This is a genomic window from Pseudomonas sp. C8002 (genome assembly GCF_013385765.1).
Classification (GTDB): Bacteria; Pseudomonadota; Gammaproteobacteria; order Pseudomonadales; family Pseudomonadaceae; genus Aquipseudomonas.
Window position 1 is genome coordinate 64,541 of the sequence record NZ_JACAPJ010000010.1, and the last position, 15,421, is coordinate 79,961.

Annotated in this window: 15 protein-coding genes; 6 read left to right on the forward strand and 9 right to left on the reverse strand. The window is 61.2% G+C overall.

Going from position 1 to position 15,421, the window contains the following annotated elements; translation table 11 throughout:
• Positions 1–19: 19 nt before the first annotated feature.
• Positions 20–916 (forward strand): DMT family transporter, encoded by an 897-nt coding sequence (locus HX814_RS16260; RefSeq protein WP_003210695.1) that lies wholly within the window; start codon positions 20–22, stop codon positions 914–916.
• A gap of 31 nt (positions 917–947) precedes the next feature.
• Here HX814_RS16260 and HX814_RS16265 read toward each other — a convergent pair whose 3' ends face one another.
• The 3 genes from HX814_RS16265 to cysK form a co-directional block, all read right to left on the reverse strand.
• On the reverse strand, positions 948–1,808 hold the full coding sequence (locus HX814_RS16265; protein ID WP_177008941.1) for a DMT family transporter: 861 nt from the start codon (positions 1,806–1,808) through the stop codon (positions 948–950).
• A gap of 415 nt (positions 1,809–2,223) precedes the next feature.
• The gene (locus HX814_RS16270) at positions 2,224–3,162 is read right to left on the reverse strand and encodes an aspartyl/asparaginyl beta-hydroxylase domain-containing protein (protein WP_017479171.1); all 939 of its coding nucleotides are present in this window, start codon (positions 3,160–3,162) and stop codon (positions 2,224–2,226) included.
• Between the two features lie 186 nt (positions 3,163–3,348).
• On the reverse strand, positions 3,349–4,323 hold the full coding sequence (gene cysK / locus HX814_RS16275; RefSeq protein WP_010176514.1) for a cysteine synthase A: 975 nt from the start codon (positions 4,321–4,323) through the stop codon (positions 3,349–3,351).
• A gap of 123 nt (positions 4,324–4,446) precedes the next feature.
• Here cysK and HX814_RS16280 point away from each other — a divergent pair, with 123 nt between their 5' ends.
• The 3 genes from HX814_RS16280 (at position 4,447) to HX814_RS16290 (ending at position 7,701) form a co-directional block, all read left to right on the forward strand.
• A complete protein-coding gene (locus HX814_RS16280; protein ID WP_134325912.1) occupies positions 4,447–5,523 on the forward strand; it encodes a DUF748 domain-containing protein in 1,077 nt (358 codons plus the stop codon).
• 142 nt (positions 5,524–5,665) lie between these two features.
• Positions 5,666–6,511 carry a MoxR family ATPase gene (locus HX814_RS16285; protein ID WP_003210690.1) on the forward strand — a complete coding sequence of 282 codons (846 nt, stop codon included), beginning with the start codon at positions 5,666–5,668 and terminating at the stop codon, positions 6,509–6,511.
• Positions 6,512–6,522: 11 nt separating this feature from the next.
• A complete protein-coding gene (locus tag HX814_RS16290) occupies positions 6,523–7,701 on the forward strand; it encodes a VWA domain-containing protein (protein ID WP_003210689.1) in 1,179 nt (392 codons plus the stop codon).
• Positions 7,702–7,837: 136 nt separating this feature from the next.
• Here HX814_RS16290 and HX814_RS16295 read toward each other — a convergent pair whose 3' ends face one another.
• From HX814_RS16295 to HX814_RS16305, 3 genes are read right to left on the reverse strand one after another with little or no spacing between them, the layout of a single operon-like run.
• Positions 7,838–8,761 carry a biotin-dependent carboxyltransferase family protein gene (locus HX814_RS16295; RefSeq protein WP_177008940.1) on the reverse strand — a complete coding sequence of 308 codons (924 nt, stop codon included), beginning with the start codon at positions 8,759–8,761 and terminating at the stop codon, positions 7,838–7,840.
• Positions 8,758–9,462, reverse strand: coding sequence for a 5-oxoprolinase subunit PxpB (gene pxpB, locus HX814_RS16300; protein WP_003210687.1), 705 nt, complete (start codon positions 9,460–9,462; stop codon positions 8,758–8,760). Before pxpB ends, HX814_RS16295 begins: the two co-directional genes overlap by 4 nt.
• Positions 9,459–10,202, reverse strand: a complete 744-nt coding sequence (locus tag HX814_RS16305) for a 5-oxoprolinase subunit PxpA (RefSeq protein ID WP_102368327.1) — start codon at positions 10,200–10,202, stop codon at positions 9,459–9,461. The genes pxpB and HX814_RS16305 overlap by 4 nt, the downstream gene beginning before the upstream one ends.
• A 176-nt stretch (positions 10,203–10,378) precedes the next feature.
• On the opposite strand from HX814_RS16305, the gene HX814_RS16310 reads away from it, so the two are divergent.
• Complete coding sequence (locus HX814_RS16310) at positions 10,379–11,317, forward strand: LysR family transcriptional regulator (RefSeq protein ID WP_008437943.1); 939 nt, start codon at positions 10,379–10,381, stop codon at positions 11,315–11,317.
• A gap of 49 nt (positions 11,318–11,366) precedes the next feature.
• Here HX814_RS16310 and HX814_RS16315 read toward each other — a convergent pair whose 3' ends face one another.
• From HX814_RS16315 to HX814_RS16325, 3 genes are read right to left on the reverse strand one after another with little or no spacing between them, the layout of a single operon-like run.
• A complete protein-coding gene (locus HX814_RS16315) occupies positions 11,367–11,909 on the reverse strand; it encodes a DUF2937 family protein (RefSeq protein WP_003210684.1) in 543 nt (180 codons plus the stop codon).
• Positions 11,910–11,920: 11 nt separating this feature from the next.
• Positions 11,921–12,697 carry a class II glutamine amidotransferase gene (locus HX814_RS16320; RefSeq protein ID WP_003210683.1) on the reverse strand — a complete coding sequence of 259 codons (777 nt, stop codon included), beginning with the start codon at positions 12,695–12,697 and terminating at the stop codon, positions 11,921–11,923.
• A 30-nt stretch (positions 12,698–12,727) separates the two neighbouring features.
• Entirely contained in the window at positions 12,728–13,276 is a 549-nt protein-coding gene (locus HX814_RS16325) for a hypothetical protein (RefSeq protein WP_003210682.1), read from the reverse strand.
• A gap of 21 nt (positions 13,277–13,297) precedes the next feature.
• Here HX814_RS16325 and HX814_RS16330 point away from each other — a divergent pair, with 21 nt between their 5' ends.
• Positions 13,298–15,352 (forward strand): S9 family peptidase, encoded by a 2,055-nt coding sequence (locus HX814_RS16330; protein ID WP_177008939.1) that lies wholly within the window; start codon positions 13,298–13,300, stop codon positions 15,350–15,352.
• Positions 15,353–15,421 lie beyond the last annotated feature (69 nt).

Genomic DNA, 15,421 nt, shown 5'->3' on the forward strand with positions numbered 1-15,421 from the left:
ATCAAACTGGAGTTCCTCCGTGAGACCTGTCGACACCCTGCACCTGTTGGTGCTGGCCGCTATCTGGGGCGCGAGTTTTTTGTTCATGCGAATTATCGCGCCGGAAATCGGCACCCTTCCTACCGCGTTTTTCCGGGTGTCGATTGCTGCCACCGGCCTGCTGGTGATCCTCGCCATGATGCGGGTGAGTTGGGATTTCCAGGGCAAGTTCAAGACAGTCCTGTTGCTCGGGGTGATCAACTCGGGCATTCCCGCGACCATGTATTCAGTGGCGGCCCAAGTGCTGCCGGCCGGTTACTCGGCGATCTTCAATGCCACGACGCCACTGATGGGCGTGCTGATTGGCGGGTTGTTCTTCAGTGAGCGCCTCACGCCATCGAAAATCGCCGGGGTATGCCTGGGCCTGTTCGGCGTTGGCATCCTGACCCGCGCCGGGCCGGTGGCCTTCGACATGGAATTGTTGATGGGTGCGCTGGCATGCCTGTTGGCGACCACCTGCTATGGCTTTGCCGGCTTTTTGGCACGCCGCTGGCTCGATCAACAGGGCGGGCTGGACAGTCGCCTGGCGGCTCTGGGCAGCATGCTCGGGGCCACGCTGTTCCTGCTGCCGCTGTTTGCCTGGAGTGCCATCAGCCATCCACCGGTCAGCTGGGGTGGCTGGCCTGTATGGTTGTCGCTGCTGGGGTTGGGGCTGGTATGCACGGCGTTTGCCTACATCCTGTACTTCCGCTTGCTGACGTCCATCGGCCCGGTGAAGTCGATGACCGTGACCTTCATGATTCCGCCATTCGGGGTGTTGTGGGGCGCGTTGCTGCTGGATGAGCCGTTGTCCATGGCGCATCTGTATGGCGGGTTATTGATTGCGGGGGCGTTGTGGCTGGTGCTTCGGCCGGGGAAATTGGCCCGCAAGCTGTAGGAGCTTTTTGGCTCCTACAGCATTGGGTTTATCAGCCCTTACGGAACACGAAAGCCAATCCGACGATGATCAAGCCCATCCCCAGCAAGCTCAACATTGCCAGCTTGTTGCCGAAGATCAGGTAGTCCATCACCGCCGTCACCGCGGGCACCAGGTAGAACAAGCTGGTGACATTCACCAGGTTGCCCCGGGCAATCAGCCGGTACAGCAACAGCGTCGCCAGCAACGACACCACCAGCCCCATCCACAGCACCGGCACGAAAAAGCCGGTGTTGTGTTCAAAGTGGAACGGCTGGAACGGCACAAACACCGAGCACAACAGCAAGCCGGCCAGGTATTGCACAGGCAACGTGCCCAACGGGTTATCGGTGATGCGCTTCTGCATGATCGAACCAAAGGTCATGCTGGACAGGGCCAACAGGCCAAAAAGCATGCCTGCCAGGGACATGCCGGACATCCCGATGCCCTGGTACACCACCATGATCAACCCCGCCAATCCCAGCGCGAGGCCGAACATCCGGCTCCAGGAGCGCCGGCGCTCCATCAACACCACGGTCAGGATCGGCTGCACGCCCATGATGGTTGCCATCATGCCGGGCGTGACTTTGAGGTCCAGGGCCAGCAGATAGAAAATCTGGTAGGCCCCCAACAGCACCAGCCCGGTAGCCGCCGCGTAAAGCATCGGCCTGCCGGGACGCGGCAACTTCAGCTTGAGGATCGGTACCAGTATCACCAACCCCGCCAGGGCGATGGCGAAACGGATCAGCAGAAACGCAAAGGGTGAAGCGTGGGCCAGGCCCCATTTGGAGAAAATCGCCCCGCTGCTCCACAGCAAGACAAACAGGCTCGTCGAGGCCGCCGCGGCCACGGATTGTTTCGAAAGAACAGACATGGATACCACCTGTGATCAGGCAAAAAGCCAACTCAGCAACAGCTGAAATTCAGTAGGTTTTTTCAGGCGGGCACAGGGGAACAGCCATCAGCTGATCAGCCCGAAATGCCAACACCCGGCGGTGATACGACTGCGTACACCGGCGTGCTACTGACAGGTGGGGGGTAGTGACTGATCTGCGCAGGCTGCTGGCTCCCGCACGGCACGACCGCAGCGTTGACCGCTGAATCGACTACCGCTATGCGCAGGGAAGCTGGCATGTGCTGATCTTTTATGAAGGGATGAACAAGGTGTCTGAAAACACCTGCGGCCGACTATAACCAGCTGGGGACATGCTTTGCAATAACTTCGCCCGCACAAATCCGGCGCATAAAAAAACCGCTCATCGGAGCGGTTTTTCCAGCCTGCAAAAGTCTTAACCAAACAACCAATACCCCAGCGCCGTCAGCACCACCACCGCCAGCACTGGCCGCAGGATGCGATAAGCCTTCGGATGCTTGCGCTTCCACTGCTTGACCACGCCACTGAAGCTGTCGCTGAAGCGCTTGCTCCAGGCATACGCCTGGTTGATCCCGCCAACGCGTTCGTCATCCAGGTTCTGCGGCGCGGTGGCGCGCCCCAGTTGCGCGCTGACCCAACGGTTGATGCGGGTCATCAGGCGGCTGCTCAGCGGGCGTTCGATGTCGCAGAACAGGATCACCCGGGTGTGCTCGGTTTCGTTCTTCACCCAGTGCACGTAGGTCTCGTCGAACATTACGTCTTCACCGTCGCGCCAGGCGTACACCTGGCCGTCGACGAAAATACGGCAGTCGTCGGAGTTCGGCGTGGACAGCCCCAGGTGATAACGCAGGGAACCGGCAAACGGGTCGCGATGCGGGTTGAGGTGGCTGCCACCTGGCAACAGGGCGAACATCGCGCCCTTGACGTTGGGAATGCTGCTGACCAGGGCCACGGTTTTCGGGCACAGCAGTTCAGCCGACGGCAACGGTTTGTCGTACCACTTGAGGTAGAAACGCTTCCAGCCCTTCTTGAAGAACGAGCCGAAACCGGCGTCGTTGTTCTTCTCCGCGGCGCGGATGTAGCCCTCGTCGAACAGGTGCATGGCCTCTTCGCGAATCACTTCCCAGTTGTCCTTGAGCACGTCCAGCTCCGGGAACTTGCTGCGGTCCAGGTACGGCTTGGACGGCACGGCGGAGAAGATGTACATCAAGGCGTTGTACGGGGCGAACAGCGCTGAATGGTTGACGAACTGACGCAACATCGGCAAACGGGCCTTGCCACGCAAATGCACATACAGCGTGCTGCCGATAAACAGCAGCAACACCGACAGTTTGGCGGCCAAAGAAAAGGTCATGCAGCAACTCCTGGAAATAGGCGTCTGGCCATTAGCCTCCCGTTAAGGGGAAACCAGACGTAGCAGCCGGCCATGATAAACACTCCGGGCCTCGGGAAAAACCCGCGCACTCCAACAATCAGCATCTAGCGGTGCGCGATAACGGGCCAATTATGCATAAGGGCCACGCCATCGCGCTGATTTGAATCAAGCCTGGTTTTCCTGATCGGTGAACAAATCGGCGAACAGCATGCTCGACAGGTAGCGTTCACCGGAGTCCGGCAGCACCACGACGATGGTCTTGCCCTGCATTTCCGGCTTCTCCGCCAGTCGCACCGCCACGGCCATCGCCGCGCCGCAGGAGATACCACACAGAATCCCCTCCTCCTGCATCAGGCGCAACGCCATGGCCTTGGATTCTTCGTCGCTGACCAGTTCGACCCGGTCGACCATCGACAGGTCGAGGTTCTTCGGCACAAAACCGGCGCCGATACCCTGGATCTTGTGGGGGCTGGGCTTGATCTCTTCACCGGCCAGCGCCTGGGTAATCACCGGCGAACTGATCGGCTCGACCGCCACCGACAGGATCGGCTTGCCCTGGATGTTCTTGATATAGCGCGACACCCCGGTGATGGTGCCGCCAGTGCCCACGCCCGCTACCAGCACGTCCACTGCGCCATCAGTGTCATTCCAGATTTCCGGACCGGTGGTTTTCTCGTGGATCGCCGGGTTGGCCGGGTTTTCGAACTGGGCCGGCATAAAGTACTTGGCCGGGTCGCTGGCAAGGATTTCGCCGGCTTTTTCAATCGCGCCCTTCATGCCCTTGGCCGGCTCGGTCAACACCAGTTCGGCGCCGAGGGCCTTGAGCACCTTGCGGCGCTCGATGCTCATGGAGGCGGGCATGGTCAGCAACAGCTTGTAACCACGGGCGGCGGCAACAAATGCCAGGCCGATCCCGGTGTTACCGGAAGTCGGCTCGACAATGGTCATGCCCGGCTTGAGTTTGCCGCTGCCTTCGGCGTCCCAGATCATGTTTGCGCCAATCCGGCACTTCACCGAATACCCAGGGTTACGCCCTTCGATCTTGGCCAGGATAGTCACGCCACGCGGCGCGATACGGTTGATCTGAACCAGGGGCGTGTTACCGATGGAGTGCGCGTTGTCTGCAAAAATGCGGCTCATGACGGGTCCTTAAGGCAATTTCAGGAAGGCCCCAAGGGTATGCCTCGTGTTGCAAGGCGTCCAGTCAAGCGAACGTCCGGCGGCGCCAGCAGTCAATCGCCTACACGGATGGAGAATTTTCCTATGAAACGTCGCTACAGTTGGCCGCTCTGGACCCTCGTCGGGGTCGTGGTACTGCTGGTCGTCCTGGATATCGCCCTGCCCTATCTGGTGCGCAATTACCTGAATGACAAACTCGCCGACATGGGCGATTACCGCGGCCAGGTCACCGATGTCGACCTCGCACTGTGGCGCGGCGCCTATCGGATCAACGGCCTGCAGATCGTCAAGGTCGACGGCAAGGTGCCGGTACCGTTCGTCAAGGCGCCGGTGATCGACCTGTCAGTCAGCTGGCATTCGCTGTGGTACGACCACGCAGTGGTGGCCGAGGCACAGTTCATCAAGCCGGAGCTGAACTTCGTCGACGGCGGCACCAACAAACAGGCGTCCCAGACCGGTCAGGGCACCGACTGGCGGGCCCAACTGAGCAAACTGTTGCCGATCACCCTCAATGAGGTGCGCATCAACGACGGCAAGATCGCGTTCCATAACTTCAGTTCGAAACCGCCGGTCAATATGTACGCGACCCAGGTCAACGCCAGCTTCTACAACCTGACCAACGTGGTGGATGTCAAAGGCCAGCGCGACGCGCGCTTCGACGGCAAGGCGCTGTTCCTGGGCCAGGCACCGCTGGAAGCCACCGCCACGTTCGACCCCTTGAGCAATTTCGAAAACTTCGAATTCCGCTTCCGGGCCCGGGATATCGAACTCAAGCGCATGAATGACTTCGCCTCGGCCTACGGCAAGTTCGACTTCAATGCCGGCACCGGCGACCTGGTGGTGGAAGCCCAGGCCGAAAAAGGCCAGTTGACCGGCTACATCAAGCCTTTGCTGCGCAATGTCGAAGTGTTCAACTGGCAGCAGGATGTCGAGAACAAGGACAAGGGCATCTTCCGGTCGATCTGGGAAGCGGTGGTTGGCGTCAGCGAAACCGTGCTGAAGAACCAGCAGAAAAACCAGTTCGCCACCCGCGTGGAGCTCAGCGGCAACGTGCACCAGCAAGATATCAGCGCGTTCCAGGCGTTTTTGCAGATTTTGCGCAATGGTTTTGTCCAGGCCTTCAACGCCCGCTATGAACAACCCAAGCCCTCGACAGATTGATCTTCAACGTGACTGCCCATTCAGAGACTGAATAGCCCGTCTGCGTTCACAGTCGCCGGGGCTGCGCGGTATAGTCGGGCCAAGCTGATTACTCGCCCGCTTCGGTCCTGCACCGTTCGGCGTCACGTTCGAGGATTGATAGATGAAGTTCGAAGGCACCCAGGCCTACGTTGCCACCGATGACCTGAAACTGGCCGTCAACGCCGCCATCACCTTGGAGCGGCCACTGCTGGTCAAGGGCGAACCGGGCACCGGCAAGACCATGCTCGCCGAGCAACTGGCCGAATCCTTTGGCGCCAAGCTGATCACCTGGCACATCAAGTCCACCACCAAGGCGCACCAGGGCCTGTACGAGTACGACGCGGTGAGCCGCCTGCGAGACTCGCAACTGGGCGTGGACAAGGTGCACGACGTACGCAACTACCTGAAAAAGGGCAAGCTCTGGGAAGCCTTCGAGTCCGAGGAGCGGGTCATCCTGCTGATCGACGAAATCGACAAGGCCGACATCGAGTTCCCCAACGACCTGCTGCAAGAACTCGACAAGATGGAGTTCTACGTCTACGAAATCGACGAGACCATCAAGGCCAAGAAGCGCCCGATCATCATCATTACCTCCAACAACGAAAAAGAGCTGCCGGACGCGTTCCTGCGCCGCTGCTTCTTCCACTACATCGCCTTCCCGGACCGCACCACCCTGCAAAAGATCGTCGACGTGCACTACCCGGACATCAAGAAAGACCTGGTCAGCGAAGCCCTCGACGTATTCTTTGACGTGCGCAAAGTACCGGGCCTGAAGAAAAAACCGTCCACCTCCGAACTGGTGGACTGGCTGAAACTGCTGATGGCCGACAACATCGGCGAAGCGGTGCTGCGCGAGCGCGACCCCACCAAGGCCATCCCGCCCCTGGCCGGTGCCCTGGTGAAGAACGAGCAGGACGTGCAGTTGCTGGAACGCCTGGCGTTCATGAGCCGTCGCGGTAACCGATAAGGGCAATTGCCATGCTGCTCAACCTGTTCAATGAAATGCGTGCAGCCAAGGTGCCGGTGTCGGTGCGTGAGCTGCTGGACCTGATCAACGCGCTGAAACAGCGCGTGACCTTCGCCGACATGGACGAGTTCTACTACCTGGCCCGGGCGATCCTGGTGAAGGACGAACGGCATTTCGACAAGTTCGACCGGGCCTTCGGCGCCTACTTCAACGGCCTGGAAAAACTCGACGATCACCTGCAGGCGCTGATCCCCGAAGACTGGCTGCGCAAGGAATTCGAACGCTCGCTGACCGACGAAGAGCGCGCACAGATCCAGTCCCTCGGCGGGCTCGACAAGCTCATCGAAGAATTCAAGAAACGTCTGGAAGAACAGAAGGAACGCCACGCCGGCGGCAACAAGTGGATCGGCACCGGCGGTACCAGCCCCTTCGGCTCCGGCGGCTTCAACCCCGAAGGCATTCGCGTGGGGGATGCCGGCAAGCGCCAGGGCAAGGCGGTCAAGGTCTGGGACCAGCGCGAGTACAAGAACCTCGATGATTCGGTGGAACTGGGCACGCGCAACATCAAGATCGCCCTGCGCCGCCTGCGCAAGTTCGCACGCCAGGGTGCGGCGGAAGAGCTCGACATTGACGGCACCATCGACCATACGGCCCGCGATGCCGGGCTGCTGAATATCCAGATGCGCCCGGAGCGGCGCAACACCATCAAGCTGTTGCTGCTGTTCGACATCGGCGGCTCGATGGATGCCCATGTGAAGACTTGCGAAGAGTTGTTCTCGGCGTGCAAGACCGAGTTCAAGCACCTGGAGTATTTCTACTTCCACAACTTCATTTATGAATCGGTGTGGAAGAACAACATGCGCCGGGGCTCGGAACGCACCTCGACCCAGGATTTGCTGCACAAGTACGGTGCCGACTACAAAGTCATCTTTATCGGCGATGCGGCCATGGCGCCGTATGAAATCACCCAGGCCGGCGGCAGCGTCGAGCACTGGAATGAAGAGCCCGGGTATGTGTGGATGCAGCGGTTCATGGAGAAGTACAAGAAGCTGATCTGGATTAATCCGTACCCGAAAGATACCTGGGGCTATACGGCGTCCACCGGGATTGTCCGGGATTTGATCGAAGACCAGATGTTTCCGTTGACGTTGCGCGGGCTTGAGGAAGGGATGCGCTTTTTGTCGAAGTAAGTTGTTTCCCAGACAACCACGATCAAATGTGGGAGCGGGCTTGCTCGCGAAAGCGCAGTGTCAGTCACCGAATATATTGGCTGATACACCGCCTTCGCGAGCAAGCCCGCTCCCACATTTTGTCCTGCGGCGGTCTTTAGTTTCTGGCAAGGTACTGCAAATACTCCACTTGCTGGCGATGCGCCGTCTCCTGCACCACCGGCGCCAACCTCACCTTCTCCCCCGGCAAGCACTGCGCCAGCCGCGCCAACGCCAATGGCGTCAACGCGCCCAATCGTGGGTAGCCGCCAATGGTCTGCCGGTCATTGAGCAACACAATCGGCTGCCCGTCCGGCGGCACCTGGATCGCCCCCAGCGGGATGCCTTCCGAGATCAGCGACGGCCCCTGATACTCCAGCGGCATGCCAAGCAAGCGCATGCCCATGCGGTCGGCACGGCTGTCGAGGGTCCACTCGCTGTTGAACACATCAAACAGACTCTGCCCGCCAAACTGACCGATCTGCGCCCCGAGGATCACCTCCAGTGGCGCCTTGGAATCCAGCTTCGGCAATTGCCCGGCGGACAACACCTGCATCGCACCGCCCACGCCCGAATAGGTCAATTGCGCACCTTCGGCCAGTGACCGGCCAAAGCCATCCAGCCCGCCCAGTTCTTCACGGCCCACCGTGGCGCAGCTGCCCAGCACCTGCGGCGCATCAAACCCGCCCGGCGCTGCCAGGTAAGCCCGCGCACCGCTGAATGGCTGGGTAAAACGCAAGCGCTGGCCCTTTTGCAGAATAAAGCTGCGCCCCGGGCTGATCGCGCGCTCGTCGACATACGCGCCCAAGTCCGCCCCGGCCAGCGCCAGCAGGCAATAGGCCTCGGCCTGCACAGTGAAGCCACCCAAGGTGATTTCCACCACCGGCGCATCCAGGGCATTGCCCAGCAACCAATTGGCCCACGACATCGACACCCAATCCAGCGCGCCGCCCTGGGTCACGCCCAAGTGCCTTACGCCAAAACGTCCAGCGTCCTGCAACAAGCAGAGCGGGGTGCTGGCCTCGATCAACAAGCGGCTCATGCCTGCGCCTCCAACGGCGTGTCATCGCCGCCCAGGTTGATGAATTCGCGATGGCTGACCGCTTCGTAACGCACGGTGTCCCCCGGCTGCATAAGACTGTAGCCGTCGCGTTCGCGGTCAAACAACTTGGCCGGTGTGCGACCGATCAGGTTCCAGCCACCTGGCGAGACCACCGGATAAGCCGCCGTCTGCCGCTCGGCGATGCCCACGCTGCCCGCCGCCACCCGCTTGCGCGGGGTGTTGAGCCGCGGTGTCGCGAGCTGTTCATCCACCAGCCCCATAAAGGCAAACCCCGGGGCGAAGCCCAAGGCGAATACCTGGTACTCATGCTGGCTGTGACGGCGAATCACCTCCTCCACTGCCAGGCCACTGCGCTGCGCCAGCAACGCCAACTCCGGGCCGACACTCAGGTCATACCAGACCGGCAACACATGGCATCGCCCGCTGCCCTTGGGTTCGGGCTGCAATTCCTTGAGCGCCTGGTCGATCAACGCCCGTGCCTGGCCAGGGTCCAGCGCCAGCAGGTCGTAGTGCACCATCAGGGTCGTGTAGGACGGCACCAGGTCCACCAGCGCCGGGCCAAAACCTTCGCGCAAACGGCGGGTGGCGGCGAGCATCCAGGGCATGTTGTCTTCGGCGATCACCTCAAACAGGCGCACCATCAGGCAGTCGATGGCCACCACTTCAATCCGTGGCTTCATGCTGGGGTCAACGCCTCGCGGATGCGCTGCACGGCAGCCACTGAGCTGGTGTTATCGCCATGCACGCACAAGGTATTGGCTTGCAGGTGCAACGGACTGCCATCACTGGCGACCAACTGTTCTCCCCGGGCGATGATCAAGGCCTGCTGGATGATCTTTTCCGGGTCATGATGCACCGCGCCCGGCAACTGGCGGGAGACCAGATGGCCGGCGCTGTCGTAGGCACGGTCGGCAAAGGCTTCGAACCACAGGGTCACGCCATATTCGTCACCCAAGGCCTGGGCGGCGCTGTTGTCACGGGTGGCCATCAGCATCAATGGCAGGCTGGCGTCGTAGGCCGCGACGGCCTGGATCACCGCTCGCAATTGCGCAGGCTTGGCCATCATGTCGTTGTACATCGCGCCATGGGGTTTGACGTAGCTGACCCGTCCGCCCTGGGCCCGGCAAATACCGTCGAGGGCGCCGACCTGGTAGTGCAACAGGTCCTGGATTTCCTGCGGGGTGTAGGCCATGGAGCGGCGGCCGAAACCCTGCAGGTCCTGGTACGCCGGGTGCGCGCCCACCTGCACGCCATGCTCGAAGGCCAGGCTGACGGTCTTGCGCATGATGCTCGGGTCGCCGGCGTGGAAACCGCAGGCTACGTTGGCGCAATCAATGAACGGCATGACTTCGGCGTCCAGACCCAAGGTCCAGTTGCCAAAGCTTTCGCCGATGTCGCAGTTCAATAGCAGGCGGCTCACGGTAGGGCTCCTGTAGGCTTTATTTTTTTGTAGTGTGGGATCTTTTACCAAGATCTCGCAACGATGTTGTCCCGAGCCCCAACGACGCTTATCGTGAGACAGCTCGATTTTTGGCGGTTGCGGCACGCTGCGTCCAACTAATAAAAAACAATCCATGCATAAGAAAAGTTGATCCCATGAATTTGAAGTTCCTCGAAACCTTCGTCTGGGTGGCCAAGCTCAAGAGCTTTCGCCTCACGGCAGAGAAGCTGTTCACTACCCAGGCCTCGATCTCCAGCCGCATCGCCGTGCTGGAAAGCGAGTTGGGGGTGAAGCTGTTCCTGCGCGATTCCCGAGGTGTGAGCCTGACGCCGGAAGGCTTGAAGGTGCTCGATTATGCCGAGCAGATGATGGCGACCATGCAAGGGCTCAAGCAGTCCCTGGAAACCACCAGCAGCAAGGTCGGGCGTATCCGCATCGGAGTGATGGACACGGTGATTCACACTTGGCTGAGCGCGCTGGTGGCAGAACTGACGGACAACTTTCCGCGGGTAGAAATCGAGTTGGTCGCCGATACCGCGCTGAACCTCAGCGATCAGTTGCAAAAAGGCTTTCTCGACCTGATCCTGCAAACCGACCTGCTGCGCCAGGAAACCTTGCGCAGCCTGGAACTGGCCAGCCACCCCATGGGCTGGATCGTCGCCAGCCACTCGATCTACAACCGCGACTACGCGTCCCTCGCCGAACTGGCCCAGGAGCGCATCATCACCTACTCGAAAAACTCCTGTCCGCACCAGGACGTGCTCAGCCTGATGCAGGCTAACGGCGTATCCGCCCCACGGATGAACTGTGTGAACTCGGTGTCAGCGATCACCCGCCTGCTGCGGGACGGGTTCGGGATTGGTGCGTTCCCGCCCGTATTGGTCAGTGAAGAGCTGGCACGAGGTGAATTGACCATGCTGCCCATGGAACAACGGCCGCCGAACCTGCAGGTGGTGGTGTCGTGGCGAGTGGGCGTGGAGTTGGTGGAGGAGATTGTGGCGCTGTGCCAGAGCGTGGTGCAGCAGTATGCGCAGAAGGTGGGCGAGGACTTGATGGTGTTGAGCAAACCCATGCCACTGAAGGAACCGATTTAAAACTGTGGGAGCGGGCTTGCTCGCTCCCACAATTTGACCGCGTCAGCCTTTAAAGCCCCTTGAGGTCCCGCTCTTCAATCGGTCGGCTCTGGCGCAGGCGCTTGCCGCCCAACACCACCCAGTCGATCAGGCGGAACAGGCACTCGATGCCGAACGACAACAGCATCGCCCCGCCCAGGCCCCAGCCCATGGCTTCCGGGGTCAGCAACAGCATGTAGCTGTAGCCGTTCCAGGTTTCCTGGCGAATCGCCGGGTCGGCGGCCACCGCCACTTGCAGCGCGCGGATGTACCACGGGCCCTGCATCGCCTGGAACTGCTTATCCAGCGCTACCTGGCGGTCGAGCAAGGTGCCCAGGCTGTTGGCATCGCTGCGAAACACCGGGTCGTCACTGGCACGGTAATGGGCCACCAGCGCCTGCAAGTCACCGTTGAAGAACTGTTGCGCCGTGGCATCGAAGCCGCGCAAGCCGGTCTGGGCTTCGATCAAGTGGGCTTCGACGCGCTTGGCGTAGTCGCTGATAAACCCCGGCACCTGCACACCGACTAACAGACCCACGGCAAACAACACCAGTCGCAAATAGCTGAGCAACATATTCGACGTCCTTATTCCGTTTTACCTTGGCTGACACATTCGCCGCGTCGCCACAGGCTCCACTGGCCCGGTTCGTAGCGGGTCCAGGTCTCGTTTTCGGTCAGGGGTTCGGTGGCAATCACCGTCACCACGTCATTGGGGGTGGTTTCGGCCTGAAAATCGACGATCACGTCGACATCTTTCAACCGTGCGGGGCCAAATGGCGCACGCCGGGTGATCTGTGCCAGTTTGGTCGAGCAATAGCAGAACAGCCAGTCACCGTCGCTGAGCAGGCAGTTGAACACGCCCTTGCTGCGGTATTCGCTGCAGGCGGCGATCAGGTCCGGCAGCACCTGTTCGATGTCCACCGGTTCCGGGAACGCTTCACGGACTCGGTTGAGCAAATCGCAGAACGCCGCTTCGCTGTCGGTATCGCCCACCGGGCGGTAGAACGTGGCGCGGGGGTTGAAGTCCGCCAGTTGACCGTTATGCGCAAAGCACCAGTTACGGCCCCACAGTTCACGGACGAACGGATGGGTATTGGACAGGCACACCTTGCCCACATTGGCCTGGCGGATATGGCCAATCACCACTTCACTCTTGATGGGATAACGCTGCACCAGCAGCGCGACTTCCGATTCGCTGCTGGCCGCCGGGTCCTGGAACAACCGCAGGCCACGGCCCTCGTAGAAGGCGATGCCCCAACCGTCCCGGTGGGGCCCGGTACGTCCGCCGCGCTGCATCAGCCCGGTGAAGCTGAAGACGATATCGGTCGGTACGTTGGCACTCATGCCCAATAATTCACACATGCCAGGCTTCTCGATACAGGGCATACAACGTTAAAGGCGCGGTTCGACCCGCATACCGCTGACAGGTGCCGGGCGACCGTAACGCTCATCGGCGAAGGGTTCGTCGTCATCCTCCGGCTCGGCGGCAGCGGCTGCCGCAGCGGCGGCCTTCTGCTCACGACGAACCCTGGCGGCACGCTCGATGGGCCAGCGGATCAGCACGAACACCAGGTACACGCCGAACGCGATCATGCAATACATGAACAGATCGGAAATCGCCCGCCAGGCGTTGTTGCCGACCTTGAGCACCAGGTCCAGGGCGGTGATGGCCACGGCCGGGGCGAACTGGGTCTTCACCGGATCGACGATGGTCGGGCTGAACAGCAGCACCGCCACCAGCAACCGCAGTGGCTCGCGCAGCCAGCGCCACATCCAGCGGGTCATGGCAAACCACACCAACAGGCAACCCAGGGCTGCGAAGGCGTAGAGGCCCCAAGCGATCAGATAGTCGTTCTCGGTCATGGTGTCCATGGCAAGGTAGGCAAACAGGCCGCTATGATAACGGCTTTTCAGTGCCGAGGCTGCAATGCCGTCGGCCAACCGCCAGACAGAGAGTGATCCATGCCCCCATCGACCCACATCACTGCCGCCCCGATCGCCCGCAAGGCCCCAGGCACCGACCCGTATGCCTGGTTGCAAGCGCGTGACAGCGCCGAGGTGCTCGATTACCTCAAGGCGGAAAATGCCTGGCAAGAAGCACAATTGTCCGACCAGCAGGCGCTGCGCGAGACCCTGTTCGAGGAGATCAAGGGCCGCATTCTCGAAACCGACCTGTCCCTGCCCTCGCCCTGGGGCCCGTACCTGTATTACACCCGCACCACCGCCGGCGACGAATACGCCCGCCACTACCGCTGCCCGCGCCCGGCGGACGACAGCCAACAGGTCGACGAAAGCGCGGAAGAGCTGCTGCTGGACCCGAACGTACTGGCCAATGGCGGCTTTTTCTCCCTCGGCGCCTTCAGCATCAGCCCGGACCACCAGCGCCTGGCCTACAGCCTGGATACCAGCGGCGAAGAGATCTACACCCTCTACGTGAAGGAATTGGCCACCGGCAAGGTCAGCGAACTGGAGTTTGAAGACTGCGATGGCAGCATGACCTGGGCCAACGACAGCCTGACCCTGTTCTTCACCGAACTGGACGACACCCATCGCCCGCACAAGCTGTATCGCTATCGCCTGGACGGCACTGCCGCCGAAGAAGTGTTCCACGAGCCTGACGGACGTTTCTTCCTGCACTGCTACCGCTCCAGCTCCGAGCGTCAGTTGCTGCTGGCCCTGGGCAGCAAGACCACCAGCGAGATCTGGGCCCTGGACGCCGAAAAGCCGCAGCAGGCGTTTACCTGCATGGCGCCACGGGTCGAAGGCCATGAATATGACGTCGACCACGGCAAGCTGGACGACCAGTGGACCTGGTTTATCCGCAGCAACCGTGACGGCATCAACTTTGCGCTGTTCCAGGCGGCCGACACCGGCAGTGTGCCGACCCAGGACGACTGGCTGAACCTGATCCCCCACGACGACGCGGTAATGCTCGATGGCGTAAGCCTCAATGCCCGGGCCATGACCCTGAGCCTGCGGATCGGCGGCCTGCCGATCATCGAAGTGCACCCACAGGGGCAAGCCGCTTATCGCGTGGAGTTACCGGACGCAGCCTACAGCCTCTATGTGCAAAACAGCCTGGAATTTGCCAGCGACAAGATCCGCCTGCGCTATGAGGCGCTGAACCGCCCGGCCCAGGTTCGTCAGCTGGAACTGGCCGGCGGCGCACAACAAGTGCTCAAGGAAACCCCGGTGCTGGGCGTGTTCAACGCCGACGACTACGTCAGCCAACGCCTGTGGGCAACGTCGGCCGATGGCACTCAGGTGCCGATCAGTCTTGTCGTCCGACGCGATCAGTTGGGTAAGCCGACGCCCCTGTATCTGTACGGCTACGGCGCCTACGGCCACAGCCTCGACCCGTGGTTCTCCCACGCCCGCCTGAGCCTGCTGGACCGTGGCGTGGCCTTCGCCATTGCCCATGTACGCGGCGGCGGCGAACTGGGTGAGGCCTGGTATCGCGGCGGCAAGCAGGAGCACAAGCAAAACACCTTCAGCGACTTTATCGCGTGCGCCGAACACTTGATCGCCCAGGGCCTGACCACCTCCAGGCAACTGGCCATCAGCGGCGGCAGCGCCGGTGGCCTGTTGATCGGCGCGGTGCTCAATCAACGCCCGGAGCTGTTCCAGGCGGCGATTGCCGAAGTGCCGTTCGTCGATGTGCTCAACACCATGCTCGACCCCGAGTTGCCGCTGACCATCACCGAGTACGACGAATGGGGCAACCCGCAGGAGCCCGAGGTGTATGAGCGGATCAAGGCGTACGCACCGTACGAAAACGTCAGCGCCCAGGCCTACCCGGCGACGCTGGTGATCGCCGGCTACAACGACAGCCGCGTGCAGTATTGGGAAGCGGCGAAGTGGGTGGCCAGGCTGCGCGACACCAGGACCGACGACAACCTGTTGCTGCTCAAGACCGAGCTGGGCGCCGGCCACGGCGGCATGAGTGGTCGTTACCAGGGATTACGTGACGTAGCACTCGAATATGCATTTGTTTTCAAGGCGCTGGGGCTGATTTAAGGAACTCCGCTTGGCGGGCGGGTCTGAACACCTGACCGCCGGGCGCGCCCTGCACGATTTATGGACAAA

What these genes read in the sequence shown, in the direction of transcription:
- cysK (WP_010176514.1), bottom strand. Translation starts at nt 4,323, where the DNA reads ATGAGCCGCATTTTTGCAGACAACGCGCACTCCATCGGTAACACGCCC.
- HX814_RS16285 (WP_003210690.1), top strand. Translation starts at nt 5,666, where the DNA reads ATGAAGTTCGAAGGCACCCAGGCCTACGTTGCCACCGATGACCTGAAA.
- pxpB (WP_003210687.1), bottom strand. Translation starts at nt 9,462, where the DNA reads ATGAAGCCACGGATTGAAGTGGTGGCCATCGACTGCCTGATGGTGCGC.
- HX814_RS16265 (WP_177008941.1), bottom strand. Translation starts at nt 1,808, where the DNA reads ATGTCTGTTCTTTCGAAACAATCCGTGGCCGCGGCGGCCTCGACGAGC.
- HX814_RS16320 (WP_003210683.1), bottom strand. Translation starts at nt 12,697, where the DNA reads ATGTGTGAATTATTGGGCATGAGTGCCAACGTACCGACCGATATCGTC.
- HX814_RS16270 (WP_017479171.1), bottom strand. Translation starts at nt 3,162, where the DNA reads ATGACCTTTTCTTTGGCCGCCAAACTGTCGGTGTTGCTGCTGTTTATC.
- HX814_RS16315 (WP_003210684.1), bottom strand. Translation starts at nt 11,909, where the DNA reads ATGTTGCTCAGCTATTTGCGACTGGTGTTGTTTGCCGTGGGTCTGTTA.
- HX814_RS16310 (WP_008437943.1), top strand. Translation starts at nt 10,379, where the DNA reads ATGAATTTGAAGTTCCTCGAAACCTTCGTCTGGGTGGCCAAGCTCAAG.
- HX814_RS16290 (WP_003210689.1), top strand. Translation starts at nt 6,523, where the DNA reads ATGCTGCTCAACCTGTTCAATGAAATGCGTGCAGCCAAGGTGCCGGTG.
- HX814_RS16295 (WP_177008940.1), bottom strand. Translation starts at nt 8,761, where the DNA reads ATGAGCCGCTTGTTGATCGAGGCCAGCACCCCGCTCTGCTTGTTGCAG.
- HX814_RS16330 (WP_177008939.1), top strand. Translation starts at nt 13,298, where the DNA reads ATGCCCCCATCGACCCACATCACTGCCGCCCCGATCGCCCGCAAGGCC.
- HX814_RS16280 (WP_134325912.1), top strand. Translation starts at nt 4,447, where the DNA reads ATGAAACGTCGCTACAGTTGGCCGCTCTGGACCCTCGTCGGGGTCGTG.